General features: G+C 59.4%; 23 protein-coding genes. 19 read left to right on the top strand and 4 right to left on the bottom strand.

The annotated features are described in order from the left end of the window. Nucleotides 1–548 precede the first annotated feature (548 nt). From BLU63_RS24535 to msrA, 3 genes are all read left to right on the top strand, one after another. Nucleotides 549–1,001, top strand: a complete 453-nt coding sequence (locus tag BLU63_RS24535) for an Ohr family peroxiredoxin (protein WP_077749454.1) — start codon at nt 549–551, stop codon at nt 999–1,001. A gap of 109 nt (nt 1,002–1,110) precedes the next feature. After that, nucleotides 1,111–1,563: an Ohr family peroxiredoxin gene (locus BLU63_RS24530; RefSeq protein WP_083376469.1), complete on the top strand. Its 453-nt coding sequence runs from the start codon at nt 1,111–1,113 to the stop codon at nt 1,561–1,563. Between the two features lie 170 nt (nt 1,564–1,733). Continuing rightward, nucleotides 1,734–2,240 (top strand): peptide-methionine (S)-S-oxide reductase MsrA, encoded by a 507-nt coding sequence (msrA, locus tag BLU63_RS24525; RefSeq protein ID WP_010455339.1) that lies wholly within the window; start codon nt 1,734–1,736, stop codon nt 2,238–2,240. A gap of 152 nt (nt 2,241–2,392) precedes the next feature. On the opposite strand, the gene ptrR is transcribed toward msrA, so the two are convergent. Next, nucleotides 2,393–3,271 (bottom strand): putrescine utilization regulator PtrR, encoded by an 879-nt coding sequence (gene ptrR, locus BLU63_RS24520; RefSeq protein ID WP_010455340.1) that lies wholly within the window; start codon nt 3,269–3,271, stop codon nt 2,393–2,395. 101 nt (nt 3,272–3,372) lie between these two features. On the opposite strand from ptrR, the gene BLU63_RS24515 reads away from it, so the two are divergent. Beyond that, nucleotides 3,373–4,764: an aldehyde dehydrogenase family protein gene (locus BLU63_RS24515; RefSeq protein WP_083376468.1), complete on the top strand. Its 1,392-nt coding sequence runs from the start codon at nt 3,373–3,375 to the stop codon at nt 4,762–4,764. Nucleotides 4,765–4,839: 75 nt separating this feature from the next. Here BLU63_RS24515 and BLU63_RS24510 read toward each other — a convergent pair whose 3' ends face one another. Together BLU63_RS24510 and BLU63_RS24505 are read right to left on the bottom strand one after the other, a co-directional pair. Continuing rightward, nucleotides 4,840–5,784 carry an aldo/keto reductase gene (locus BLU63_RS24510; RefSeq protein ID WP_083376467.1) on the bottom strand — a complete coding sequence of 315 codons (945 nt, stop codon included), beginning with the start codon at nt 5,782–5,784 and terminating at the stop codon, nt 4,840–4,842. Then, the gene (locus BLU63_RS24505; protein WP_083376466.1) at nt 5,771–7,057 is read right to left on the bottom strand and encodes an NTP/NDP exchange transporter; all 1,287 of its coding nucleotides are present in this window, start codon (nt 7,055–7,057) and stop codon (nt 5,771–5,773) included. The genes BLU63_RS24510 and BLU63_RS24505 overlap by 14 nt, the downstream gene beginning before the upstream one ends. A gap of 100 nt (nt 7,058–7,157) precedes the next feature. On the opposite strand from BLU63_RS24505, the gene BLU63_RS24500 reads away from it, so the two are divergent. Next, nucleotides 7,158–7,946 (top strand): alpha/beta hydrolase, encoded by a 789-nt coding sequence (locus BLU63_RS24500; protein WP_083376465.1) that lies wholly within the window; start codon nt 7,158–7,160, stop codon nt 7,944–7,946. A gap of 82 nt (nt 7,947–8,028) precedes the next feature. On the opposite strand, the gene BLU63_RS24495 is transcribed toward BLU63_RS24500, so the two are convergent. After that, on the bottom strand, nt 8,029–9,006 hold the full coding sequence (locus BLU63_RS24495; RefSeq protein ID WP_083376464.1) for an NAD-dependent epimerase: 978 nt from the start codon (nt 9,004–9,006) through the stop codon (nt 8,029–8,031). 610 nt (nt 9,007–9,616) lie between these two features. On the opposite strand from BLU63_RS24495, the gene rfaH reads away from it, so the two are divergent. The 14 genes from rfaH to BLU63_RS24425 all read left to right on the top strand — a co-directional run bounded on the left by rfaH (nt 9,617) and on the right by BLU63_RS24425 (nt 26,344). Next, on the top strand, nt 9,617–10,153 hold the full coding sequence (gene rfaH, locus BLU63_RS24490) for a transcription/translation regulatory transformer protein RfaH (protein WP_083376463.1): 537 nt from the start codon (nt 9,617–9,619) through the stop codon (nt 10,151–10,153). A gap of 27 nt (nt 10,154–10,180) precedes the next feature. Further along, entirely contained in the window at nt 10,181–11,341 is a 1,161-nt protein-coding gene (locus BLU63_RS24485; protein ID WP_077749462.1) for an outer membrane beta-barrel protein, read from the top strand. A 12-nt stretch (nt 11,342–11,353) separates the two neighbouring features. Further along, entirely contained in the window at nt 11,354–11,887 is a 534-nt protein-coding gene (locus BLU63_RS24480; RefSeq protein WP_077749463.1) for a polysaccharide biosynthesis/export family protein, read from the top strand. Between the two features lie 2 nt (nt 11,888–11,889). Next, nucleotides 11,890–14,205: a GumC family protein gene (locus tag BLU63_RS24475; RefSeq protein WP_077749464.1), complete on the top strand. Its 2,316-nt coding sequence runs from the start codon at nt 11,890–11,892 to the stop codon at nt 14,203–14,205. A gap of 168 nt (nt 14,206–14,373) precedes the next feature. Beyond that, nucleotides 14,374–15,765 carry an undecaprenyl-phosphate glucose phosphotransferase gene (locus BLU63_RS24470; RefSeq protein ID WP_077749465.1) on the top strand — a complete coding sequence of 464 codons (1,392 nt, stop codon included), beginning with the start codon at nt 14,374–14,376 and terminating at the stop codon, nt 15,763–15,765. A 47-nt stretch (nt 15,766–15,812) separates the two neighbouring features. Beyond that, entirely contained in the window at nt 15,813–17,153 is a 1,341-nt protein-coding gene (locus BLU63_RS24465) for a UDP-glucose dehydrogenase family protein (RefSeq protein WP_077749466.1), read from the top strand. A 13-nt stretch (nt 17,154–17,166) separates the two neighbouring features. After that, nucleotides 17,167–17,871 (top strand): WecB/TagA/CpsF family glycosyltransferase, encoded by a 705-nt coding sequence (locus BLU63_RS24460; RefSeq protein ID WP_077749467.1) that lies wholly within the window; start codon nt 17,167–17,169, stop codon nt 17,869–17,871. 2 nt (nt 17,872–17,873) lie between these two features. Then, nucleotides 17,874–18,956 carry a glycosyltransferase gene (locus BLU63_RS24455; RefSeq protein WP_083376462.1) on the top strand — a complete coding sequence of 361 codons (1,083 nt, stop codon included), beginning with the start codon at nt 17,874–17,876 and terminating at the stop codon, nt 18,954–18,956. Continuing rightward, nucleotides 18,953–20,065 (top strand): glycosyltransferase, encoded by a 1,113-nt coding sequence (locus BLU63_RS24450; RefSeq protein WP_083376461.1) that lies wholly within the window; start codon nt 18,953–18,955, stop codon nt 20,063–20,065. The genes BLU63_RS24455 and BLU63_RS24450 overlap by 4 nt, the downstream gene beginning before the upstream one ends. Then, entirely contained in the window at nt 20,062–21,375 is a 1,314-nt protein-coding gene (locus tag BLU63_RS24445; protein ID WP_083376460.1) for an O-antigen ligase family protein, read from the top strand. Before BLU63_RS24450 ends, BLU63_RS24445 begins: the two co-directional genes overlap by 4 nt. A gap of 17 nt (nt 21,376–21,392) precedes the next feature. Then, nucleotides 21,393–22,346: a glycosyltransferase family 2 protein gene (locus BLU63_RS24440; protein WP_077749471.1), complete on the top strand. Its 954-nt coding sequence runs from the start codon at nt 21,393–21,395 to the stop codon at nt 22,344–22,346. 15 nt (nt 22,347–22,361) lie between these two features. Further along, entirely contained in the window at nt 22,362–23,780 is a 1,419-nt protein-coding gene (locus tag BLU63_RS24435; protein ID WP_077749472.1) for an oligosaccharide flippase family protein, read from the top strand. Nucleotides 23,781–23,810: 30 nt separating this feature from the next. Then, the gene (galE, locus tag BLU63_RS24430; RefSeq protein WP_083376459.1) at nt 23,811–24,866 is read left to right on the top strand and encodes a UDP-glucose 4-epimerase GalE; all 1,056 of its coding nucleotides are present in this window, start codon (nt 23,811–23,813) and stop codon (nt 24,864–24,866) included. A 5-nt stretch (nt 24,867–24,871) separates the two neighbouring features. Continuing rightward, the gene (locus tag BLU63_RS24425; RefSeq protein ID WP_200666442.1) at nt 24,872–26,344 is read left to right on the top strand and encodes a family 16 glycosylhydrolase; all 1,473 of its coding nucleotides are present in this window, start codon (nt 24,872–24,874) and stop codon (nt 26,342–26,344) included. Nucleotides 26,345–26,562 lie beyond the last annotated feature (218 nt).

The following is a 26,562-nucleotide window of genomic DNA, read 5'->3' as shown; positions in this document are numbered from 1 at the left end:
ACCGGGCCCATAATGCGGCCTGCCATCCCGGCAGGCTGTACCGAGTTTTTCCCCATAGCATTTATCCATCCTGCCGCCGTTGATCAAGGACGAAATCGGTCTAAAAAGTCCGGTTTGCGTTTCGCAGCCTTTGCTATTCTAAAACCTGTAGGTGAAGACGCAGACTGATGCGCAAGAGGATAGCGAGGAAGCGTGGGGCGCGCTCCTAAGGGTACACGGTTAGAAAGATTCTCCGAGTTGAGATCCAGCCCTTATGCCGTGTGAAGCAGGACAGCACAAAACTGTTCTGTCAGAAGCCTGATAAACCTTGTAAGCCAGAGACCAGCGCTGGCCACCTACTCTATTTCGAAGCCCTCCTTGTGCGGGCTTTTTCGTTGTGTGCAGGACCGGCAGCCAATGCCACCCCCCTCAATCCAACCGTTCGTCGCCAAGCAGGCCTTTCCCCTATTGACTTCAATTGGCGACTGCGCGAATATTATTTACATCGCATACGATACAAACGTATACGCCATACAAACAAACCTAGTACACCTTTGAGGATTCATCCCATGAGCAAGATCGAAAAAGTCCTGGCCTCCGGCAAAACCCACACCACCATGAGCAGCACCGGTACCACTTCGCGCGGCCATAACGGCAGCCTCGACATCGTGCTTTCGTCACCTGGCAGCGACAAGCCCGTTCATGAATTCAAAGGCACCCAGCCACACCCGAAAGCCGAGCAACTGTTTGCCGGTGCCTGGTCGGCCTGCTACATCGCCGCCGTCGGTCTGGCTGCCAAACAGCGCAACGTCGAGCTTCCCTCCGATGTGTCCGTCGATATCGAAGTCGACCTTGGCCAGACCGGCGACGCTTACTTCCTCCAGGCACGCCTGACGCTGCGCGCTCCAGGTCTGGATCAGGCCGTCGCGACAGAAATCGCCCACGCCGCAGACCAGATCTGCCCGTACTCCAAAGCAACACGCGGCAACATTGACGTGGCCCTGAACGTAGTCACGGCCTGATAAACAGCGACGCTTTGACATCATTTGGCTTTCAAGAAACATCATACATATCGCATGCGACTAAAGCGCATACGAAAACAAACCCATTAAAACATTCAGGTAATCATCCATGAGCAAGATCGAAAAAGTACTGGCCACCGGCAAAACCCACACCACCGCCAGCAGCACCGGTAACACCTCGCGCGGCCACAACGGCAGCCTCGACATTGCCCTCTCGTCGCCCGGCAACACCCAGCCTGCGCACGTGTTCGCCGCCACCCAGCCGCACCCGGCCGCCGAGCAATTGTTCGCCGGCGCATGGTCGGCCTGCTACACCGCCGCTGTCGGGCTGGTGGCCAATGACCTGAACGTTGTGCTGCCGGCGGACATGTCTGTCGACATCGAAGTCGACGTCGGCCAGACCGGTGCGGATTACTTCCTTCAAGCTCGATTGACCCTGCGCGTGCCCGGCCTGGCGGACGACGTTGCAAAGACCCTGGCACACACCGCCGACCAGATCTGCCCGTACTCGAAGGCGACCCGTGGCAACATCGACGTGGACTTGAAAGTCCTCACGGCGTGATGCACCGCACGGCGGGTTCGACGTTACCCTGCACGTCGACCCGCCGGGAGGCAGCAACGAATTTCTCGGACGCGACCTGTCTGATGCAGAATGAGTTCACGCCACTGCCGACCTCGATCGAGCGCCTGCGCAACAACCTGATCACATCAATGAACACTGAGGAGTAAGCGATGACCACGCACACTGAAACCGCAATCCTGGCCGGCGGCTGCTTCTGGGGCATGCAGGATCTGATAAGGAAACAGAAAGGCGTGCTGTCGACTCGAGTCGGCTACTCCGGCGGCGACGTGCCCAATGCAACGTATCGAAACCACGGCACCCATGCCGAAGCAATCGAGATCGAGTTTGACCCGGCCATTACCAGCTACCGCCAGATCCTTGAGTTTTTCTTCCAGATTCACGATCCGTCGACCGCCAATCGTCAGGGTAACGACATCGGTCTCAGCTACCGTTCGGCGATTTTTTATCTGAATGAAGAACAGAAGGCAGTGGCCGAGGACACCGTGGCCGATGTGAATGCATCCGGTCTCTGGCCCGGCAAGGCGGTCACCGAAATCGCGCCCGCCGGCCCTTTCTGGGAGGCAGAGCCGGAGCATCAGGACTACCTCGAACGGCTGCCGACCGGTTACACCTGCCATTTCATTCGGCCGAACTGGAAACTGCCCAAGCGCGCATGACGCGGTACACCCTGGGTTCCGGCAGCGGCGTCCAGGCACCGTGGCATCAGGTATTGGCCTCGCAGGGCAGGCTAAACAGCACGCCGACCGACGTCAGTCTCAATACCCTTGTGGGAGCGAGCTTGCTCCCGCAGGGTTTGCGTTTAAAGGATTCAGGCGTCTTGCTGCACCACGCCGCGTTCTTCCAGCAAGCGCACAAACATGGTCAGGCTTTGCGACACCGTCCCTCTGCGCCACACCAGCCAGGTGCGCAAAAACCGGAAGGCTGGCGACAACGGCCAGACACTCACCGTGGTGCAGCCCGGCATGCTTTCGAGCATGCTGCGCGGCATCAGCGCCAGGCCGGCTCCGGCGCTGACGCAGGCCAGCATGCCGTGATAGGACTCCATTTCGAAGATTTTCCCGGGCACTGCCGAGTCCTTGGCGAACCAGCTTTCGAAGTGGTGGCGGTAGGAGCAATTGGAGCGAAACGCATAGATGTTTTCGCCGTTGACCTCCCGCGCGCGGTGGATCGGGGCATGGTTGAGCGGCGCGATCAGCACCATTTCTTCCTCGAATGCCGGCACGCCTTCCAGTGCCGGGTGCAGCACCGGGCCGTCGACAAAAGCAGCGGCCAGTCGGCCCGACAGCACACCGTCGATCATGGTCCCGGACGGTCCGGTGGACAGATCCAGCTCGACCTTGGCGTGCTTCTGGTTATACGCGGCCAACAGCTCGGGGATGCGCACCGCCGCCGTGCTTTCCAGCGACCCTAGCGCAAAGGTGCCTTGGGGTTCTTCACCGGCCACCGTCGCCCGGGCTTCCTGCACCAAGTCGAGAATGCGCCGGGCGTAATCGAGAAAACTCCAGCCGGCGGGCGACAGGCGCAGACGGCTTTTCTCGCGGATAAACAGGTCCACGCCCAAGTCCTGCTCCAGTTGCTTGATCCGTGTCGTCAGGTTCGACGGCACGCGATGGATGTGTTGGGCAGCCACGCTGATGCTGCCGTGCTCGGCCACTGCTTTGAAAATTTCCAGCTGAACCAGATCCACAGTCATTCTCCAAACGTGAACGATATGCTCAGCATTATTCAGTTTCCAGAAAACTAACGCCACCGTAACCTGAGCGCATTCCCACCTAGCAGGACGGTGCCATGACCAACGTTTCCAGTCTCACCCACGCCATTTCGATCAACCCCGCCACCGGCGAGCAGATCGGCCACTACCCATTTGAATCCGCTTCGGCGCTGCAAGCCGCACTGTCCCGAGCCGCTGACGGATTCCGTGTCTGGCGCAGCACAGCGGTGGCGCAACGCTCACAGCTTTTGATCGCCCTGGCGCAAGCGTTACGCGGTAACGCCGCAGCGATGGCGAACATGATTACTCTGGAGATGGGCAAGCCGATTACCCAGGCCCGCGGTGAAATCGAAAAATGTGCCCAGCTCTGCGAGTGGTACGCCGAACACGGCCCGGCCATGCTGACCGCCGAGCCGACCCTGGTTGAAGGCGGCAAAGCACGCATCGAATATCGTCCGCTCGGCCCGATTCTCGCGGTGATGCCGTGGAATTTCCCGATCTGGCAGGTCCTGCGTGGCGCCGTACCCGCGCTGATCGCCGGCAACACCTACGTGCTCAAACATGCGCCAAACGTGATGGGCAGCGCTTACCTGCTGCAGGAAGCCTTCAAGCAAGCCGACTTCCCTGAAGGTGTGTTCGAGGTCATCAACGTCACGCCAGAGGGCGTCTCCACGGCGATCGCTGATCCTCGCATCGCAGCGGTGACCCTCACCGGCAGCGTGCGCGCCGGCATGGCCATCGGTGCGCAGGCCGGTGCAGCGTTGAAGAAATGCGTACTGGAACTGGGCGGTTCTGATCCTTTCATCGTGCTCGACGATGCCGATCTCGACGAAGCCGTCAAAGCCGCGGTGATTGGCCGTTATCAGAACACCGGGCAAGTCTGCGCGGCAGCCAAACGCTTGATCGTCGAACAAGGCATCGTCGAGGAATTCACGCGCAAGTTCGTCGAAGCCACGGGCAAACTGGTGGTCGGCGATCCACTGGCCGCCGACACTTACATTGGCCCGATGGCTCGCTTCGATCTGCGTGATGAACTGGATCAACAGGTGCGCGACACCCTGGAAGAAGGCGCGACATTGTTGCTGGGCGGCAAAAAAGCTGAAGGCCCGGGCAACTTCTACGAGCCTACGGTCTTCAAGGATGTCACCGACCAAATGACTTCGTTCAAGCAGGAACTGTTCGGCCCGGTCGCCTCGATCATCACCGCACGCGATGCCACCCATGCGCTGGAACTGGCCAATGACAGCGAATTCGGACTCGCCGCGACGATCTACACCGGCAACGTCGAACGTGCCCAGCAGATGGCCGGCGAACTGGAAACCGGTGGCGTGTTCATCAATGGCTATTGCGCAAGCGACCCGCGCGTCACCTTCGGCGGCGTGAAGAAAAGCGGTTTTGGCCGCGAGCTGTCGCACTTCGGCGTGCGCGAGTTTTGCAATGCGCAGACGGTTTGGCTGGATCGCCGCTGATCACCTCCAGTGGCCCGGGAGTCTTTTCACGCCCGGGCCTCTGCGCTTTATTCGTTCAGAAAATAGACCTTGTCGTTAACCGACGATATCGATCAACTGCTCGCGCTGCGCACCGGTCAGCATCGGCCCGAAACCGGCGCCGGCGTTGTCCGCCATGTAGCGCGGGTTGCCGGTACCGGGAATCACGCAGGTCACCGCCGGATGCGACAGCAAGAACTTCAGCGCCATCTGCGGCCAACTGTTGACCCTCACGTCCGCCGCCCAGCGCGGCAAGGGTTTGTCCTTCAAGCGGCTGAGCAGGTTGCCGCCGCCGAACGGCCGATTGCAGATCACCGCCACGCCACGTTCGCGGCACAGCGGCAGGATGCGTTTCTCGACGCCGCGGTCATCCAGCGCATAGTTGATCTGCAAGAAATCCAACGGCTCGGCCTTGAGCACCGCTTCCACCTCGTCATACGCCGACGCCGTGTAATGGGTGATGCCGATGTAGCGGATGCGCCCTTCTTCCTTCCATTTGCGCAAGGTCGGCAAATGGGTTTGCCAGTCCAGCAGGTTATGGATCTGCATCAGATCGATGCGATCGGTTTGCAGCAGTTTGAAGGACTGCTCCATCTGCGCGATGCCTTCTTCGCGGCCACGGGTCCAGACCTTGGTGGCCAGGAAAGCGGGCGAACGTGGCTCATGAATCGACAGCAACTCACCGGTCGTCTCTTCCGCGCGGCCGTACATCGGCGAGCTATCGATTACCTTTCCGCCCTTCTCGAACAATGCGCGCAGAACGGCGGGCAACTGCTTGTAGGCGGGGCTCGAAGGCCCGACATCAAACCCGCGATAGGTGCCCAACCCGACAAGGGGCAATGGCTCGGAGCTGGAAGGAATGGCGCGGGTCAGCATGTTCTTGCCTCCTGTGTCCTTCGACGGCGTGGTTGCAGCGAAGGCCGGGCCGAAGGTGAAAACCGCCGAAGCACCGGCAGCCAGCGTGAGTATTTGGCGACGTGTGTATTCATCAGTGTGGCTCATGGAATGACCCTTCCACCTTTTTGCTTTCAACCTGTTTTTCCTGATGCCTGGCCAGCCACAGGCATAACCAGCCCCACAGCCCGGCAAACGGCACGATCACCAGCGCCACCAGACCAAAACCGGCGCCCAATGCCGTCAGACCGACCGACAACCAGCCACTGGCGGCGTCTCCGCCGCGATACACCAGGGTTTCGATCACATTCTTGGCCTTGTACTTTTCCTCGCGGCTGACCACGGTCCACAACACTTCACGCGCCGGCCGCACGATAGCGAACTCGACCGCACGACGCAGCCCCTGCGCCAGGGCGACGGTAGCGGGCACGGGCGCCAGCGCCATGGCGCTAAACGCCACGATGGTCGCCAGCGGCAATGCCACCAGCGCCCCGCCGACACCGACCAGCCGAATCAACGGCGCCGTCAACAGCAGTTGAAAGATCAAGGTCAGCGCCGACACGATCAAATCGACCACGGCGAAGAATTGCGTCCGGCTGGCCACATCAGCATAGCTACCCGCCACAATCCTTCCCTGCTCGAAATACAACAAGGTCGCGGCGCTGGTGTGCAGCAACATGAACAACACCAGTCCCAGCAGATAAGGCGAACGCGTAATCAACGTGATCCCGGCCAGCATGCTGCCGCCCATGCGCCGATCCTCCATCAAGCGGCTGCCGGACTGCGATTGGGTGCGCGAGAGCAGCGCCCGATAGCAGCGCACCGCGACTTCCAGCAGCAACGCCGCCGCGACGGTCAACGCCACCGGGCCCAATCGCGTGGCCATGGTCGCGGCCAGCAACGGCCCGATGAACGTGCCCAGGGTGCCACCCGCGGCGATGAACCCGAATAACCGTCGCCCTTGTTCACTGGAAAACCGGTCGACCAGCACGCTCCAGAAAATGCTGACGATGAACAGGTTGTAGATGCTGATCCAGACGAAAAACACCCGCCCGACGGCCACCGGCGCAATGCGATTGGCGATCAACACACCAAACACCATCATCGACGCGGCGATCACGCGATAGATCAACGGCACGAACCGCGTGGCCGGCAGCCGCGACGCCAGCAATCCGAACACCGGCACCATCAGCAACATCACCACGAACGTCGCCGTGAACAGCCACTGCAATTTGTCGGCACCGCCCTCAAGGCCCAGGGCATCGCGCAACGGTCGCACCAGGTAATAACTGGCCAGCACGCAGAAATGGAACGCGAACCCCAGCATCAGGGCGGTTCTTTCGCCGGGCTGCACGTCGAGCCATTTTGCCGCGATGGGCATGGGCGCCCTCCTCTGTAGCCGGACTTGGTGTGCCCCACTACCGATGAACTAAACTCTGGCTCCGATCCAGTGGATTGGGTTTCTCAGCCCAGAGCCGTCAATGTCGCCCACTAAAGTTAGCCGAATGCAACGAACCCTGGTGTTAATCGTCGTCATCCTGGTCGCGTTGTACCTGGCGCTCTGTGCAGCGCTGTTCGTGTTTCAGCGCGCGCTCATCTACTTCCCGCAGCCCAGCGCCATCGAGACGTCCGAAACGCTGCTCAAGCTGACGGTGGACGATGTGGACGTGGCGGTGTCGATCAGGCCCCACGACGGGCCGAAGGCGTTGATCTATTTCGGCGGCAATGCCGAGGATGTTTCTCGCAACCTGCCAGGGTTCGCCCAGGCATTCCCGGAGCATGCGATCTATTTGCTGCACTATCGAGGTTTCGGGGGTAGCTCCGGCTCGCCTTCGGAGGAGTCAATTCAGCGCGATGCCATGACCTTGTTTGACAAGGTCTACGGCACTCATCCGCACATCGCCGTGGTCGGACGCAGCCTCGGTTCGGGGGTCGCCGTGCGCCTCGCCAGCCAGCGGCCGGCCTCGAGCCTGATCCTGATTACGCCCTACAACAGCCTGGAAGACCTCGCCGTGCGCCAGTTCCCGTGGTTTCCGGTGAAGTGGTTGCTGCAGGAGCGCTTTGAATCTTGGAAGTACGCGGCGCACATCACGATACCGACGCTGCTGATCGCGGCGGAGCACGATGAAGTCATACCGCGTTCAAGCACCGAGCTGCTCTACACGCATTTCGCCAAAGGCGTGGCCACGCTGCGAGTCGTACCGGGGGTGGGCCACAATTCCATTTCCGAAAGTCCCGAATACCTGAAATTACTTGGCGACGCGCTGTGAACAACGCCTGTCTATGACCTGTAGCAGCTGCCCTGCTGGCTTCTCGAACCGGTGGATTTCGTGTCGGATTGAAGCGCCAGACTCAGACCTGGTAGAAGTCGCGATACCACGTCACAAACTGCTTCACGCCTGCATCAACCTCAACCTGGGGCGAGAAACCGACCCAGTCTGCCAGCGCCGACACATCGGCCCATGTCTTGACGACATCGCCCGGCTGCATCGGCAAATAATTGCGCTGCGCTGTTATGCCCAGCGCCGCTTCCAGGCATTCGACAAAATCGAGCAACGCGACCGGTTTTCCACGCCCGATGTTGAAAATCCGGTTGACGCCATTTGCCTCCTTGTCCGGGACCGGCGGCTTCGCAAGCAACCGGGCGATGCTTTCGACAATATCGTCGACATAGGTGAAATCACGCGCCATCTGGCCATGGTTGTAGATATCAATCGGCCGGCCATTGAGCATCGCTTCGGTGAACGTGAACAGCGCCATGTCTGGACGTCCCCAAGGACCGTACACGGTAAAAAAACGCAGGCCGCTGGCACGAATCCCATAGAGATGGCAGTAGCTGTGGGCAAGCAATTCATTGGCGCGCTTGCTGGCAGCGTACAGCGACACCGGTTGATCGACCGGGTCGTCGACGCTGAACGGGAGTTTGCTGTTGGCGCCATACACCGAACTGCTCGACGCATAGATCAAGTGCACAGGCCGGTAGTGCCGGCAGGCTTCGAGCACGTTCAGGAATCCCACCAGATTCGATTGCGCATACACATCCGGGTTATCCAGCGAATAACGAACCCCCGCTTGCGCCGCCAGATGCACGACCTCGGTGAACTTATTGTCTTCGAATAACGCCATCAAGGACGGCTTATCGACAATGTCCATCCTCTGAAAACGGAAACCTTGCAATTCGCTCAGTTGCTTGAGCCGGGCATGTTTCAATTCCACGCTGTAATACGCGTTGAGGTTGTCGATACCAACAACATCACGCCCTTCCAGGCACAATCGTTTGACCGTGTGATACCCGATGAAACCTGCCGCGCCAGTCACGAGAATAGTCATAATACCGCCCCGTTCGCCTAATCACAGGCAGTTAGTTATAGCGTTGCAATTACCATGGATCCAAGTTTAATAACTGGCCCCATCAGGGTGGCATCCTTCCAGTGTGCCCGCCCTCCACGATGACTATTTATAGGTAAAAAAGTTTAATCCGTTCGACGGAAACTTAATTTGCTTTAAAAACAATCACTTGAGCATTGCTGAGTGCACTTTTGGATGAAAGGCATGTTTTTTGACAAGGAACGTTTGACAGCTTATCGTGAGTGGTCAATAACTACACGGGTCTGATGAAACAGAATCCGAGTGCAGTTTGTTCGTTCATCGCTGCTTCTCAGACAACTTCTGAAATCTTTGTTTTTTGCGGCCCCTTCGTATGGACCGTGCGGTAGCTTTGCCTCCGAATAATGACTCAAGCTATATATCCAACAGGCTGTCAGATATAGCGGACATTCATTATCACGCTGTTACGCTTATGTAACACCACCTGATTCAATATTGACACACACCTTCGCCCCTCACATAAAAACAACAACTCTGCCTGGCTTAATTACTTCTCGGGCCTCTATAGAGCCACTGCCTGCCTAAACTTTCGATATATACGGAGTTTACCAGCATGCCAGCAATCCGTTCCGAACGCTCTAACTGGTACCTTCTGCAGTGCAAGCCTCACCAGGATGAACGAGCCCACCTAAACCTGCTTCAACAAAACTATGTCGTATTTCACCCCCAACTGTTGAGTGAACGCCTGATTCGCGGCAAATATCAGAGGGTGCGCGAATCCCTTTTTCCCGGGTATCTGTTTATCCATCTTGGCGGTAATGACAACTGGGCGCCCATACGCTCCACTCGGGGCGTCAGTCGTTTCGTCGAATTCAATCATGGTCCTGCGACGGTGGCTGAGAACGTCATCGAGCACCTGCGTGCGCGCTGTTTCGAATCATCGGTATCCCCAGATGCCCCGCCCCTTACGCCCGGCGACCACCTGCAAATTATCCGTGGACCACTGTCGACACTCGAGGGGATTTTCATCACCTCACATGGGGCTGAGCGCGTCATGATCCTGATGCAGTTTCTGAATCGGGACCAGGCGATCTGCATGCCCTTGAGTGACCTCGAACTTCAGCACCCCTCGTTTCAATCCAATATCTGACTGATCGCTTATTCCAGGAGCCAGGACATGGCCTTGAATTCACGCTGCCCTTTTGCACTGATCATGGCCTCCCTCTACCCTGGAATGGCCTGGAGTATTGATCCGGCACCTATTGATGTTTACGGGTTCGATTTCACACCTACCTTTCTGTTTTCAGAAAGCTATGACGATAACTTTCGAGAACTGGAGAACAACAAACAGTCCTCGATGGTCACGAAGCTGGCGCCCTCTTTCGAACTCAAGGCCGAAGATCGCAACAGCGCTACCCGACTGACCTGGCAGCCCATCCGCTACATTTATCACGACGAGTCGGATGCCTCGAACACCGCACAACGGGTGCGGGCGGACAGCATCATGGAGTTCACTGACCGGCACCGTCTGAAGCTCGACGCCGAATACCGCAAGTGGGAGCGCACCGAGGACACGGCGGTCGACGGCATCAACGACAAGCTCAATAACAAAAGAGTCGGTGGCCTCTATACCTATGGCGCCAGGAGCGCTGACAACCAGATCGATTTTGGCGCCAGTTACGCGGAACTTCGCTACGACAACGCCGACGGCATCAATGACGACAAAGAGCGCAATACCGCCGCCCTGACCAGTACCTGGTATCACCGCATCGGTAGCAATACCCGTGGCCTGCTCGAGTACGACCACACCAATTTTGACTACCAGGAACCCAACAGCCCGCGCAGCAGCAAATCCAACGCGGTACTCGCCGGTGCCGTCTGGGACATTACCGCAAAGACCACCGGTAAAGTCCGTGTCGGTTATGAGAAAAAGGACTTCGACAGCAGCGAATCCAAAGACCTCGACAACCCCACCTGGCAAGTGGACCTGCAATGGAAACCACGCACTTATTCGACATTCACCCTTGTGGCCCGCCAGGCTCTCGCCGAGGGCGACGACGGTGCCGATGCCGTCAAGTCCACCTTCACCCAGGTCGGTTGGCGCCATGGCTGGACCGAACGGATCACCACGATTGCACAGGCCGGGTACGGTCGTTATGTCTACGAAGGCGAAAGCCGAACCGACAACTATCAGGACTACAACCTGGCCGTGGTGTATGCGATGCGCCGCTGGCTGGACATCGAGCTCGGCTATCGATTCCGCGACAACGACTCTGATGCCGACGACCAAAGCTACACCCGCAACGTTGTTCAGATCAGCTTCAACGTCAGCCTTTAAGAGGGTTTCGACATGAACTCACGCACCCTGGGCTTATTGCTCGCACTGCTTGTGCTACCCGATACCTACGCCGCAGACCCTGATACCCAGTACAAACTGGCCGCTGGCGATGTCTTGCGCATCATCGTGTTCGGCGAGCCGGAGCTGAGCATTAAAAAAATCCGCCTCAGCGATGCCGGCACATTTTCCTATCCGTTCCTGGGTGAGATTTCCGCCAAGGGACTCACACCCGGCCAGGTCGAAAAGATCATCGTCGACGGACTCAAACAAGGCTATCTGAACGACCCGAAAGTCAGCTTGAGCCAGATCGAATACCGCTCGTTCTACATCAACGGCGAAGTGAAAAAACCCGGCAGCTATCCCTTCATACCCGGACTGACCCTGGAAAAAGCCATCGCTCTGGGCGGTGGGCTGACCGAGCGAGCTTCCATCAAACGCGTGACCATCTTGCGCGGTGATGGCGGCCCGACCCTCACCGATGAGGTCACGCGAAACACCACGATTGCCCCCGGCGACACCATTTCCATTGCACAAGGCTTTTTCTAATCATGGACAACAGCCCTAGCACCTACGTCGAACGTCCTCTGCAAACGCATCTGCATCAGCAGTACAGCGACGACAAGGACACCATTGATCTTCTCAAACTCTGGAGGGTGATCTGGCGCGCCAAATGGAGCATCGGATGGTTTGTCCTGCTGTGCGGTTTGCTGGCGGTCGTTGTGGTCTCGAACATCACCCCGCAATACGTCGGCAGCACCACCTTGCTGTTCAACGATAAAACCCCGCCGCTGATGTCCTTCCAGCAAGTCAAGGACTCAGGCAGCAACGCCACTGATTACTTGCAGACACAACAGGCGCTCCTGCAATCACGGGACCTTGCCGAACGAGCGGTAAAAAAACTCGAGCTGACGACCAACCCGGTCACCGATCCGCGCCAGCAATCGAAGCCATGGTTCACGCCACGCCAATGGCTGGCCGACCTGAACCTTGATCAATGGATCCCGGGGCTGGGCGGCCTGTTGAAGCCGATGAAAGCTGAGCCAAGTGAAGATGATGTCTTCAATCAGGTCACGCAGAACCTCATGCTGCACACCAGCGTCAAGTTCGTCGGCAAGAGCCAACTGCTCGAAATCGAGGTCGAGCTGCCAGACCCTGTCCTGGCGGCAGCGGCGGCCAACGCGTTGGCCCATGGCTTTACCGACAGTCAGCTCGACACCAGCGAAAAGTCCTCGCAGACCACCACCGCGTGGATGAACACACGATTGGTCAAACTGCGCGACAACCTGCGTGTTGCCGAGAAAAAGCTTCAGGGCTACCGGGAGGAACAAGGCCTGGTCGATGTCGGCGGGGTTGCCACCATCAGCGCCAACGAACTGGAAATGACCGGCAATCGCATGGTCGACGCCCGCCGCAACCGCGCTGAAGCCGAGAGTGAATACCGCCAGGCGAAAGCCCTGAGCAACGGCGACCTGAGCCGACTCTCCAGCGTGCCGGCAGTCTTGAGTAACCCGCTGGTCCAGCAATTCCAGGCGGACCGAGCCAAGGCGCAAGCCAAGGTCGATGAGCTGTCAGGACGCTATGGCCCGAAACACCCGAGCCTGATTTCCGCGCAATCGGAATTGCGCGCCGCCACCACCAGCCTGCAATTGCAGGTGCAGCAAGTGGTCGCCGGGATCGAACGGCAATACCAGCTGGCCTCAGCCAGTGAAGCTTCGCTGCGCCAATCCTTCAACAGCAACAAGGCGCAGATCCAGGACATCGCCCGCAAGGAATTTCAGTTGCGCGAATTCCAGCGGGAAGTCGACAGCACCCGTGCACTGTATGAAACCTTCGTCACCCGCTTGAAAGAAACCGCGGCCACTGCCGATATGGACTCCACCAAAGTGCGCATCGTCGACCCGGCGATTGTGCCAGTGGAAGCGAGCAAGCCACGTAAAACATTGATTGTCGGGATCGTCGGGTTGGTGGCTGCAGTGATCGGCGTCGCGTTGGCGCTGCTCTTCGACAGCCTGAGTAACACCTTTAAAACCGACGAGACGATTGAAAGCACGCTTAACATTCCTCTGCTCAGCGTGGTGCCGCTGGTGATGAAGAAAAGTCGCCGGCAATTGGCGCGCTTGTTCGAAGACAACGACAACCCGCGCTTTTCCGAGACCATCCGCAATCTGCGCACCTGGCTGATGTTGCAAAGCAGTGAAATGCCGTCGCAGGTGGTACTCGTGACGTCGACCGTTGCCGGTGAGGGTAAAAGTACCATTGCCACCAACCTGGCCAGTTCCCTCACTTCGCTGGAGCGAGTGCTGCTGATCGATGCCGACATGCGCCAACCGACCCTTTCACTGAACTTCGATTTTCCGCCTGACAGCCCGGGACTGGCCAATGTCATTGCGGGCACCGCCAGGCTTGAAGACTGCATCGTTTCGGTGGGCAATCTGGACATGCTGCCTGCTGGCATGGTCATGCCGCCTTCGCGTGATCTGTTCACCGCGCCGCGCCTGCCTTCCCCTGCCGAATCGCTTAACCCGTCACGCCAGCCTCCACCGCAGGATCTGCTCAGTTCGCCGCGCATGGCGCGCATGCTTGAGGCGCTGAAGTCGCGTTACCGCCACATCATTATCGACTCACCGCCTGCGGAAATGATCAGCGATGCACTGTTGCTGGCCAAGCATTCGGATGCGGTGATCTATGTGGTCAAGGCCGACAGCACGCCGATCAGTCAGGTGCAGAAGGGCATTGCCATGTTGCAGCAAAGCCATGTGCCGGTATTTGGCACCGTGCTCAACCAGGTAGACCTGCGCAAGGCGCGCAAGTACGGCTACCACCATTCCAAGACGTTTTATAACTACGACTTCGCCCCCCGCTGACACCATAAAATCTGCGGCGAGGCCGAACGGGGCAAGCCCCCTCACCACAGTCTTTCTGCCATCACCACACATTGCTTCACCTCTGCCGAGCTACGGAAAAGCCTGCGGGAGCCACGCCGTGCGCGCCCATCAGCGCTGATGCATTAATTCTGCCTTGAGGTTAAGCCCATGACTCCTCTCTATACCGCTCACATGACACACCGCCGAGGCCTGACGTTCTGGGGGCAGTGGTTGTGTGCACTGACGCTGGCGACTTCGCTGCTGATGCTGCTCGTGTATTGGCGCGTTGGCAGCCTCACCAGCGAATACCGCATCCTGATAGTTCTGACGGTGCTCGGATCGGTGCCGATCTACAGCGTGATGCAGGTTTACCACAAGCGTCACGGCCTGGTGGTCGGGCTCGGCCGGTTGCTGGCCGGCTGGCTGATCCTGCTGGCCGTGCTGGCGGCCATTGCCTTCATCACCCAGACCAGCGCGATTTACTCGCGCCAGGTCATCATGGTCTGGGCGGTGCTGGGCTTTGTCGCCCAGGCTGCGATGTTTCTGCCCCTGCATTACTTCGCCCGGTTGCACTCGCGGATGGTCTGCAACGAGCGTCGTGCGGTGATCATCGGCACCTGCCCGACCGCCCATGAACTGGCGAAAAAACTCTCCAGACCAAACCGTGCGCTGGTCATGGGTTTCATCGCCGCAGCCGACAATAGCGGCCCGGCCCCCAGCATCCTGCCGTTGCTCGGCCACGTCGATTCGATCCGCGAAATCATCACGCGCCTGGATGTGCGCCGCGTTTACATTGTCCTGCCGATGACGCATGCCGCCACCATCGAAGCGCTGTACATCGACCTGCTGGACATGAATGTCGACGTGGTCTGGATCCCGGATTTCGGCAGCATGGTATTGCTCAACCATTCGATCTCGGAAATCGAGCGGATGCCCGCCATTTACCTCAACGAAAGCCTGATCAGCTCCCATCCGGCCAGCCTGTTTTGCAAAGACCTGTTCGAACGCAGCCTGGCCGCCGTGGCCATTATTGTCCTCAGTCCGATGCTCTTGACGGTGGCGATCGCCGTCAAGCTGACTTCCGCCGGTCCCGTGCTGTTCAAGCAAAATCGCCATGGCTGCAACGGCGAAGTGATCAAGGTCTGGAAATTTCGTTCGATGCGCCTCCACGACGATAGCGAAGTGCACCAGGCCACCCGTGACGATGAACGCGTCACGCTGATCGGACGTTTTCTGCGCCGCAGTTCCATTGACGAGTTACCGCAGCTGTTCAACGTGTTGTTCGGGCAAATGGCCCTGGTCGGTCCTCGCCCGCATGCGGTCACCCACAACATTTACTACACCGGCAAAGTGCGCGCCTACATGGCCCGTCACCGCCTCAAACCGGGGATTACCGGATTGGCCCAGATCACCGGGCATCGAGGCGAAACCGAGACGGTGGAAAAGATGCAGCTGCGCGTCGCCCAGGACCTCAACTACATCAACCAATGGTCGCTGTGGCTGGACATCAAGATCCTCATCAAGACCCCCTTCACGCTGTTCTCGAAAAACATCTACTGACCCCTGCCCCCTCGTTGATCACTGTCACGCCGACCTGAGGTTTGATCATGAATGTGAGCGTATTTGGTATTGGTTACGTGGGCCTTGTCCAAGGCGCCGCGCTGGCGGAAGTGGGCCATAACGTCCTCTGTGTGGATGTCGACGCCGACAAGGTACAGGCGCTGAAGGACGGCACGCTGCCGCTCTACGAGCCGGGGCTGAAAAGCCTGGTCCACAGCAATTACCAAAGTGGCCGGCTGCAGTTCGGCACTGATCTCGCCAGCGCTGTCCACCATGGTGATGTGCTGTTGATTGCCGTGGGGACACCGCCGGATGAAGACGGGTCGGCAGACCTCAAACATGTATTGAGCGTTGCGCAAACCATCGCGCTGAACATGGACCGGCATCACATCATCGTCGATAAATCCACCGTCCCCGTCGGGACCGGTGACCGGGTTCGCGCGCACATCGAGCAGGTGCTGGCCGACACCGGTCGCTGCAATCTGACCTTCGACGTGGTCTCCAACCCCGAGTTTCTCAAGGAAGGCTGCGCGGTCGAGGACTGCATGCGCCCGGACCGGATCATCATCGGCACCGACAGCCAACACGCCGAGGAGGTCATGCGCGAACTGTATGAACCGTTCAATCGTAACCGCGAAAAGATCATCGTCATGGACCTGCGTAGCGCCGAACTGACCAAGTACGCCGCCAACAGCATGTTGGCAACCAAGATCAGTTTCATGAACGAAATGGCCTGCCTCGCCGAAAAACTGGGTGCCGATATCGAGATGGTCAGACACGGCATCGGCTCTGATCCGCGCATCGGTTATCAATTCATCTATCCGGGTGTGGGCTACGGCGGGTCGTGCTTTCCCAAGGACGTGAAGGCGCTGATACAGGCCGCCGCCAGCGTCGACATCGATGCTCGGGTACTCAAGGCCGTCGAGTCGCGCAACCACGAACAGAAGGCCAGCCTGTACACGAAGATTTTCAATCACTTCGACGGCGCCCTTCGCGGCAAGACCTTTGCCCTGTGGGGGTTGAGTTTCAAACCCAACACCGACGACATGCGCGAGGCCCCCAGCCGGGTACTGATGGAAGCCTTGTGGCACGCCGGCGCCAGCGTCCAGGCGTTCGACCCCAAAGCCATGGAGGAGGCCCAGCGCATTTACGGTTCACGCGACGACCTGACCCTGGCCGGCACCAAGGAGGCGGCCCTGAAAAATGCCGACGCCTTGATCATCGTCACCGAGTGGCAATCGTTTCGAGCCCCGGACTTCGACTTGCTCGGCCGGCAGCTCAAGCACCCGCTGATTTTTGACGGACGCAATCTGTTCGATCCGCAGCGGTTGAGCAAACGGGGTTTTACCTACGTCTCCGTGGGCCGACAGACCCGCTCAGTCATCTGAAAGGAGCGGCGCCATGATCAGGCTGGAACTAGTCGGGCAATACTCAACGAAGTTACTGGAGGCCAACCAGGCCTATTCCTTCATCAACTTCGCGTCCATTGGCAGTGTTTTCGAGCAGCCCCCGAACACCGTCACCTATTTTTGCGACGGCATGCTGATGTCGACTTTCATGTCGCGTGTGACCGGCAGGAGGATCGGACGGGTCAGCTTTGACTTCACGTCCATCGCCGACCTTGTACTGCGCAGCGCCGAGCAACAGGGCAAGCGCGTGTATTTCGTCGGGGCCCGGCAAGCGGAACTCGAACTGTTCGTCAGCAAGATCAAGGCCCTTTACCCACGGCTGACCCTCGCCGGTTACCACAACGGTTACTTCAATGCGTCCCAGGCCGAGGGCATTCAGGCCGACATCTGCCGCAGCGAAGCGCACATCCTGATCGTGGGCCTGGGTGCCGGACTGCAGGAGCAGTTCGAGCAGGACGCGTTGCGCGCGGGGTTTCGCGGGGTCGCCTTCACCTGTGGCGGGTTCATTCGTCAGGAGGCCCTGGCCACGCGCAACTATTACCCGGCGCTGATCAATCGCCTGCATATGCGCGCGTTTTATCGCATGTATCGCGAGCCCCATACGATCAAGCGCTACCTCATCGACTACCCGAATAACTTTGTGCACCTGTTGGCGCTCATCGCGTCACGAAAAGTCGCCATCAGCGTTGAGGAATGACCATGCACATCCTGTTTATTCTCAAGGATTTCAAGGTGGGCGGCGGCGTCGAGCGCGTCCAGCAACGGCTGTCCGAGCAGTTTCTCAAGGATGGCCAGCGCGTGAGTTTCTTCGTCATGAACGGCGACACGCCGGACACGGAAGGTGTTCAAACGCTCGGCAGCGCCAGCGGCAGCGGCATCGTCGGCCTGCTCAAGTCCATTGTGCAGTTGCGCCGGCTCATTCGCCGTGAGGGCGTCACCCACGTGATTTCCGCCAAGGAGCAAGCCAACCTCTGCGCCTGGTTCGCCACCTTGGGCAGTCCTTGCAAAGTCATTTACAGCCGCCACGCGGCACTGGATTGCACTGAACAGAAAACCGGCCCTTCAAGCCTGCGCCTGCTCTATACGTTGTACCTCTGCGGTAGCGGCAAAGTGGTCACGGTCTCCACCGCCTTGCGCCAGTCCCTCATCGACGTGATGCCCTGGGGTCGGCAACGGATCCGCTATTGCCCCAACGCTGTCGTCACCGAACAACTGCTTCAAGCCGCACAAGCGCCGTTGTCCGCTGATTTGCCCCGCGACTATTGGCTGAGCCTGGGCCGCCTGGTGGAACCTAAAGGGTTTCATCTGTTGCTGGATGCCTACGCCCTGGCGTTGCGCAGCGAAACACTGCCGGATCTGGTGATTGTCGGTGACGGTCCGTTGCTCGACGCACTGACCACTCAGGCAGCCCGACTGGGCATCACGCACCGGGTGCATTTCACCGGATTCCTGAGCAACCCCTATCCGCTACTGAGGCACGCACGGCTGTTCATTCTGAGCTCCGTGCAGGAAGGCATGCCGACCGTCCTGATCGAGGCGCTGGCACTGGGCACGCCCGTGCTGGCATGCGACTGCGAGACCGGCCCGAGGGAACTGCTGGACAACGGTCGACTGGGTCAACTGGTCGCCGTCAACGACGTACCGGCGCTGGCGCGGGGAATGCTTCAAAGCCTGACCGCACAAAGCGGCGTTGCACCTAGCGCAAAAATGCTCAGTGACGCCATCCATCCGTACACCAGCCAGCACGCCGCGCAAGCGTACTACCAGGTATGGAGCCAATGAAAAAGCTGCTGATTATCCTGCATGACCTCGGCGCAGGCGGGGCTGAAAAAATGATGGCGCGCCTCGCCGGCGCCCTGGTGGACGCTGGCAATGACGTGACCTTGCTGTTGCTCACCGGCGGCGGCCTCCATGCGGCGAACCTCGACCCGCGTGTCAAGAAAGTTGAACTGCAAAGCCAACGCACCGCACGTGCGGTGCCGGCACTCGCGCGATTTCTGCGCGCCAATCGCTTTGACGCGCAACTGGCGGCCCTCACGCACGTCAACGTGGTGGCGATCGCCGCAGCCGTGCTGTCCGGCACGCTGGCACGCCTGCACGTCAGCGAACGCAATGCGTTTTCCCATGACAAACACGTCAACCCCGACTTCATGGTGCGGGTCGCGTATCTGGTGGCGCCACTGCTGTATCGGCTCATTCCCAACCCGGTGATCTGCGTCTCGCGCGGTGTCGCCCAGGACCTGGTCGATACCACCCTTGCGCGTCGCCAGGACGTGACCATTGCCGACAACCCGGTGCTCGATAACGACTTCCGCGACAAGTCGCCTGGGCCGCCAAGCCACCGCTGGCTGCTGGAAAAAACCGGCTCGGTGATTGTCGCCGTGGGGCGCCTGGTGCCGCAAAAAGGCTTCGACACCTTGATTTCAGCGTTCGCCGCGTTGCCGGATTCCGACGCCCGCTTGATCATTTTTGGCGAAGGCCCGCTCAGGGCGCAGTTGCTTGACCAGGCCCGGACGCTGGGCGTGGCGGATCGCTTCGACCTGCCGGGTTACACCTGTGAGCCTCTGGCAGAAGTGGCCGCGGCGGATTGCTTTGTGTTGTCGTCACGCTTCGAGGGCAGTCCCAATGCGCTGGTAGAGGCCTTGTCCACGGGTACACCGGTGGTGGCGACGCGCTGCCCCCATGGTCCTCAGGACATCCTCATCGGCGGCCTCGTCGCACCGCTCGTCCCCGTCGACGACCCGATCGCGCTGTCGCAGGCGGTTGCCCTACAACTCTCCACACCACGGGACCTGCAACGTCATTCCCGCCTGGATGCGGCCACCCGGTTCATGAATGCCAGCGCGGTGCAGACCTACCTCGCCGCGTTGCTCGGGAGTCCATCATCATGAGCACACTGCAGATCAGGTATTCGACGTTGCGCGATGGCTTCACCTTGTTTGGCGTGCTGTTCTACATCCAGGTGATCACGTTTGCCCTCAGTCTGGGGGGCGCCTCCAGCTTCGGCGACATCGATAAAGACCTCGAAGGCAACGTCGCCAACCAGATCTGCGGCCTGATCACACTGTTGGTGCCCTTGTTCTTCTTCATCAGCAACAAGGTGTTCCTCAGCAAAACCTTTTACCGCAGCAACTTCTTTCTGCTGGTGTTCATGCTCTGCGTCATCGCATCGATCGGCTGGTCCCACGACCCGATGCTGAGCCTCAAGCGGTTCATTGCGATGCTCAGCGTGGTGTTTTTTGCCGGTTTCATTGCCTACAACTACCCCCTTGAAAAAATCACCTTCATGCTCGGCTGTGCCATCGGCGTGGCGGCGTTGATCGGATTGATACTCGCCGTGGTCATGCCGGGCGTCGCGTTCTTGTCCGGTGGTATTCGCGACGGCGCATTCAAGGGTATTTTTGCCGAAAAGAACGCCGGCGCCCGGCTCAACGCGATTGCCATCCTGCTGTTGCTGCCGATGATCCGCCAACGCAACCGCTGGGCCCTCTTCTGCTCGTTTTTTTCGCTGATTGCCATCCTGCTTGCCCAGTCGGCGACAGGCGTGGCATTGATTCTTTCCGGCACGTTGAGCTACTGGTATTTCCTCACCCTGATCCGCCTGCGTATCAACCGCTCGCAGTGGCTGTTCTTCGGTTGCACGCTGGTGTTCCTGCTGGTTTGCCTGCTGCTGTACAACCACCTTGCGTGGCTGCTGGAGATCGCCGGCCGCGATCCGTCGCTCACGGACCGCACGCTGATCTGGGAGCTGCTCGCGCCCTTTGTCGACCAACAATGGCTCAAGGGTTACGGCTTTGGCGCCTTCTGGGCCAGTCCCGACGCCAATGCGTTCATCCTTCGCTGGGGCTACATCGGCAACGCCCACAGCGGCTACATGGAGACCCTGCTCAACGGCGGCGTTATCCAGTTGACTGCACTGGCGTTGCTGCTGGGCGAAGCGCTGTTCAAACAATACCGCGCCGTGACGGCGAACCAGGCGGCGCAGTTTCGCGCCAGTGCCCTGGTGATCATCGGCTTGTTCGTCGTCACCAATTATGTGGCGTACGTGATTCCCAACTACCGCTCCGCCGAGTTCCTGGTGTTCTGCACCCTGGCCCTGTCCTTTCGGCGTCACCACGCGACCTACCCCGAATTATCACCGACACCCCTGCGCCAGCGTCCGTCTGGCGGGGGATTCCCGCGCGATTCAGCCCAGGCGTAATCAAAGGAGAAACACCCGTGTCAGACCAAACCTCCCCTCTAGCGCATTCAGTGTGCGTCGTAATCCCGATGTACAACGGCGCCGGCAGCATCGAGCAAACGCTGACGTCCCTGGTCGAGCAAACCCGGCTGCCCGATCACGTGATCGTCGTCGACGATGGCTCCACCGATGACGGCCCCCAACGGGTCAAAGACTTCGTGGCGCCGTTTCGCCTGACGCTGTTGCAGCAAGCCAACGAAGGCCAGGCCAGCGCCCGCAACCACGGATTGCGGCACTCGGAAGAGACGTTTGTGGCGATGCTCGATGCCGATGACCAATTTCGTCCACAAAAGCTGGAGCTGCAACTGGCCCTGTATGACGAACTCACTCGTCAGGGACGGTCGGTGGGGCTGATCGACTGCTACACGCAGGTCAATTACAGCGACGGCCGGCGGCAACTGGACAACCGGCGCAAGAACGGCCGGCATTTCTACGATTTCATCCACGCCAACGTCGTCAATGGCGTCTCCACCGCGCTGGTCAAGCGCGAGGTGATCATGCAACTCGGCGGCTTCGATGCCAGCCTGCGTTACTCCGAAGACCGCTACATGTGGACCCGGATTGCCGAACACTGGGAGATCCACACGGTGCCGCAGGTGCTGCTGGAGCGCACGGTCAACGGCGGCAACATGACCGCGCAGCCGAAGAAGTACTACCAGAACAAGATCCGGTTCATCGAGGTGTACCTGGCCCGCTATGGCGCGCAGCTCAGCAAGCAGCAACGGATCGATTTCGTGCTGGGCAACCACACAGATTTTCTCAATGCCTTTTCCCGACGCGACGAGCATGCCGAGGTGCTCGACGTGTACCGGCGAATGCTTGAGTGCTCCTGGCAAGCACTGATCTTCGCCAACGGCAAACCGACCTTGCGCTACCTCTATGCCCGCGCCAGAACCTTGCGCAAGGCAACGGCGTCAACCACCGCTCATTGAACCGGTCCCACACCCATGGCCAATCATCGCCTCATTACCCTAGGGTGGATCTTCACCGAGAAATTCGGCCTGATCTTCCTGTCCATGATTACGTTTGTCGTGTATGCCAGGCTGCTGTCGCCGGCAGAACTGGGTGTGGGCACGGTCATCATTGCCATCGTCGAGTTGATCGGCCTGGTGTACTCATCGGTTCTGGAAGACCCGCTGGTACGACTTGAACGGCTGGAGGACAAACACATCACCACGGCCTTCTGGGCGGCGGTGCTCGTCAGCCTGGTGTCCATCGTCGTCATCTCGGGCGCAGTGATGCTGTACACGCCCGACCCGGTGCTGCAATGGATGACGGCGGTGGCCTCGGTGAAAATCCTGTTCACCATGATGGCGCGCGTCTACGTGGCGCAGATGCGCCGCAACGGCAACTTCAAGATGCTGGCGTCACGCACGTTACTGGGCAAGGTGTTTGGCGGTGTTGCCGGCATTGCTGTCGCACTCTGGGGTCTGGGGGCATGGGCGGTAATTGCCCAAGCGGTGATCATGGAACTGGTATCCATCATCGTATTGATGCTCGGAGACCGGCGCCGCATTGCCTTCCATATCGATGGTCCGGTCTTGCGCGAACTGTTGAAGTCCGGCGCACCGGTTGCCATCAACGCACTGAGTTCACAAACACTTCAGCGCGGGGTCAACGTGGTGCTCGGGATGACGGCCGGCGTCAACGCGGTCGGAATGTTCAACATGGCCATGCGCATCATCGAGCTGCCGCGCACTGCGATTTACAACGGCCTGTTGAGCTATGCGCTGCCGGCATTCGCCCGGCGTAGCGCGGAGCCGTCGCGGCTCCTGGGGATCATTGGCGATTCAACCGCCGTCAGCGGCTTTCTGTTGACGCCCCTGTTCATTGGCATCGCGCTCACGGCAAACGACCTCATCCCGTTGATATTCGGCGCCAAGTGGACCGACGCCATTCCCCTGCTGCAAGTGCTGGCCTGCACGGCGGCCATTGGCAACACCGCCATGTACGCCACGACGGCACTGGTGGCAGTCAACCGCAGCCACCTCACGATCAAGGCTGAAGTGGCAACCACCGTTCTCGCGCTGGCGCTGGTCTACACCCTCGGCAACCTGTATGGCGGCATGGCCGCTGCCCTTGCTCTGCTGGCGCGGATGCTGATCATCACGCCGCTGCAAATCCGTGGGCTCATCGCGGCCATCGGTTACGGCTGGCAGCGGTTCTTCGACTCCAATTACCGCAGCGTGATTGCTTCGGTCGTCATGGCCGCAACCGTCCTGTCTGTTTCACCGCAGCTGGGTTTGCACGGCTATCTGCACCTGTTCTGCAACATCGTGGTTGGCGCGCTGAGCTATGCCGTGGCGTATAGCGTCATGCACCCGCGCTGGCCGCAAGAATTCAAATCGGTTTTCACCGCCCGCTGAATTCAATCCCTGAGACAGGAAGACCTCACCATGCGCAAAACTACGTTGATTACTGGCGGGGCCGGCTACATCGGTTCCCATACCGCGTTGGCGCTCATCAACGCCGGGCACAATGTGCTGGTGCTCGACAACCTGTGTAACAGCTGTCGAGAGTGCATCGGGCGTCTTGAGTTGCTGACCCACACCCGTGTCGATTTCGTCAATGGCGATATTCGCGACCCCATCCTGCTCGACGATATCTTCAGCCGCTACGACATTGATGCCGTGGTGCACTTTGCCAGCCTCAAATCCGTAGAAGAAAGCGTGCGCAAACCACTGGACTACTACGCCAACAATGTCGCCGGCACGCTGAACCTGTGCCGGGCGATGGCGCGCAATAACGTGTTCCAGCTAGTGTTCAGCTCATCGGCCACGGTGTACGGCGAGCCCACACGCACGCCGATTGCCGAAGATTTCGGCACCGGCAAGCCGGTCAATCCCTATGGACGCACCAAGCTCATGATCGAGGAGTTGCTCACCGATCTGTGCCACTCCGATCCGCGCTGGAGCATCGGGTTATTGCGCTACTTCAACCCGATTGGCGCGCACGAAAGCGGGATGATCGGCGAAGATCCCAGAGGCCGACCCAACAATCTGTTGCCCTGCCTGACGCAGGTAGCGATCGGACGAATGCCCGAACTCACGGTGTACGGGTGCGACTACCCAACCGTGGACGGGACGTGCGTGCGCGACTACATCCACGTGGTCGACCTTGCCATCGGCCACCTCAAGGCGCTTGAGGTGTTGCAGCACCACAGCGGCATCAATTTCTGGAACCTGGGCACTGGCATTGGCTACAGCGTGCTGCAGATCATCCAGAGTTTCGAGGACATCACCGGCATCACCATTCCCTACCGTTTCGCACCGCGACGCGAAGGTGACATCGCCAAATGCTGGGCCGATCCCAGCAAGGCCGGGCGGGAACTGGGCTGGACCGCGCAGCGCGATCTTCAACAGATGATTATCGATACCTGGCGGTGGCAGTCGTGTAATCCGCAGGGGTATCAGTCTTCATTCGAAACGCCAGTGCTGAGTGCCGTGAAGTGATGCCGATGTTTAATGCCTCTGTGCTGGCCCTGCTGCTATCGGTGTCGATGGTTTGCAACGCCGCACAAGCGCCCCCCGGTGTACCCACCACCGGGCTCGTGCTGTGGCTGGATGCGGCCGATGCATCTTCAATGACCCTGGATGCGCAGAACCGTGTCCAGCACTGGAGCGACAAATCCGGCGAGTCCCATCACGCCACAGTGGACGATGCCGCCTCGCAGCCACAGCGGATGGCAAACGCCCTGAACGGTCATTCGGTCGTGCGCTTCAGTGGCGTGTCGGCGTTTGTGGGTAAAACCATTCGCAGCGCCAAAGGCCCTGTGACGGTATTGATTGTGTCCCGTCGATTGCCCGAGCAAGCCGAGGCCGATCCCTGGCAACGGTTGTTCAGCTCACGCCCACAAACCGCCCACAACGATAACGTGTTGCCGAACTTCGCCATCAGCCTGCAACAGACCACCGCGTATGTGCCGACCGTCTCCGTCCTGGAGCTTTACGATGTGCCGATTGGTCCGTATGCCGTCGGGCGCAATGTGGTCGGCAATGCCGACAACTTTCGCGGCGACATCGCGGAAGTGTTGGTGTACGACCGTGCGTTTGCCTCCCTCGCAGAACGCCAGCGCGCATTTCAGTACCTGGCGGATAAATGGTCAGTTGCCATTCCCAAACAGGCCGATACCTGGACCCGTGTCGGACCGCTGGGCCGATTGCCGGCCCAGACCAACGCCAACCTGCCGCTGTCCGACCAGGTCAATGCCGGCCAGTGGGTGCTCGACACGAAACTGTCCGACGACTTCAATGGCACCACCCTCGATCTCGAACGCTGGCACGTCAACAACGCCATAGGGAACGAGTCGCTCGGACGCAAACCGGCACTTTTCACCCCGGCCAATGCCAGCGTCCACAATGGCAACCTGAACATTGTTTTTCGCAAGGAAACCCTGCCGCAGAAATACGTACAACTTGGTTTCAAGGACTACACCTCAGCGATGGTCCGGACCAACGAGCGCGGGTTCTACGGGTATTACGAGGCACGCGCCAAACCCATGAACTCGGCCGGTTCCAGCGCCTTCTGGCTCGCGTGGACGGGCATGACGGACAACGCCACCGAGATCGACATCTTCGAAATCGGCGGTAAGACGAAAAACGCAGCGTTAGACCGTTCGTACAACATGAACGCCCACCTGTGGGCCACGCCGCATAGCACCGAGCATATCGCCGACGGCAGCGTCTGGATCAGTCCCTGGCGCCTGGCGGATACCTTCCATGTCTACGGCTTCGACTGGCAGCCCGACACCCTGCGTTGGTACGTCGATGGCGTGCTGGTCAGGGAATCGAAAAACAACCATTTCTTCTTCCCGATGCAGGTTGTGTTTGACAGTGAGGCCATGTGGCAGTGGTTCGGCGTGGTCGACGATGCTGACCTGCCCTCTACCTTCCGCGTCGACTACGTCAAGGTGTGGCAACGGCGTCGATAGCCATTCAATCGTCGCCTGGCTGACGTCGGCTCAGGTGATAGATACGACCTGTTTATCCTGACAGCGCCACCGCCCTGAACTTTCTTTCGACCGCAGGGGTCGACCGCGTTCCAGCCTCCTCCGTGCCACCGACGATTCCCGTACCGGGCGTCTCAACCGGCTCACGGCGACGGTTAAATAACAAAAATGGATGATCACGATGAATTGCCTTATCTGTG

The sequence above is a fragment of the Pseudomonas mandelii genome, from assembly GCF_900106065.1.
Taxonomy (GTDB): domain Bacteria; phylum Pseudomonadota; class Gammaproteobacteria; order Pseudomonadales; family Pseudomonadaceae; genus Aquipseudomonas; species Aquipseudomonas mandelii.
This window is presented reverse-complemented; position numbering and strand designations above follow the sequence as displayed.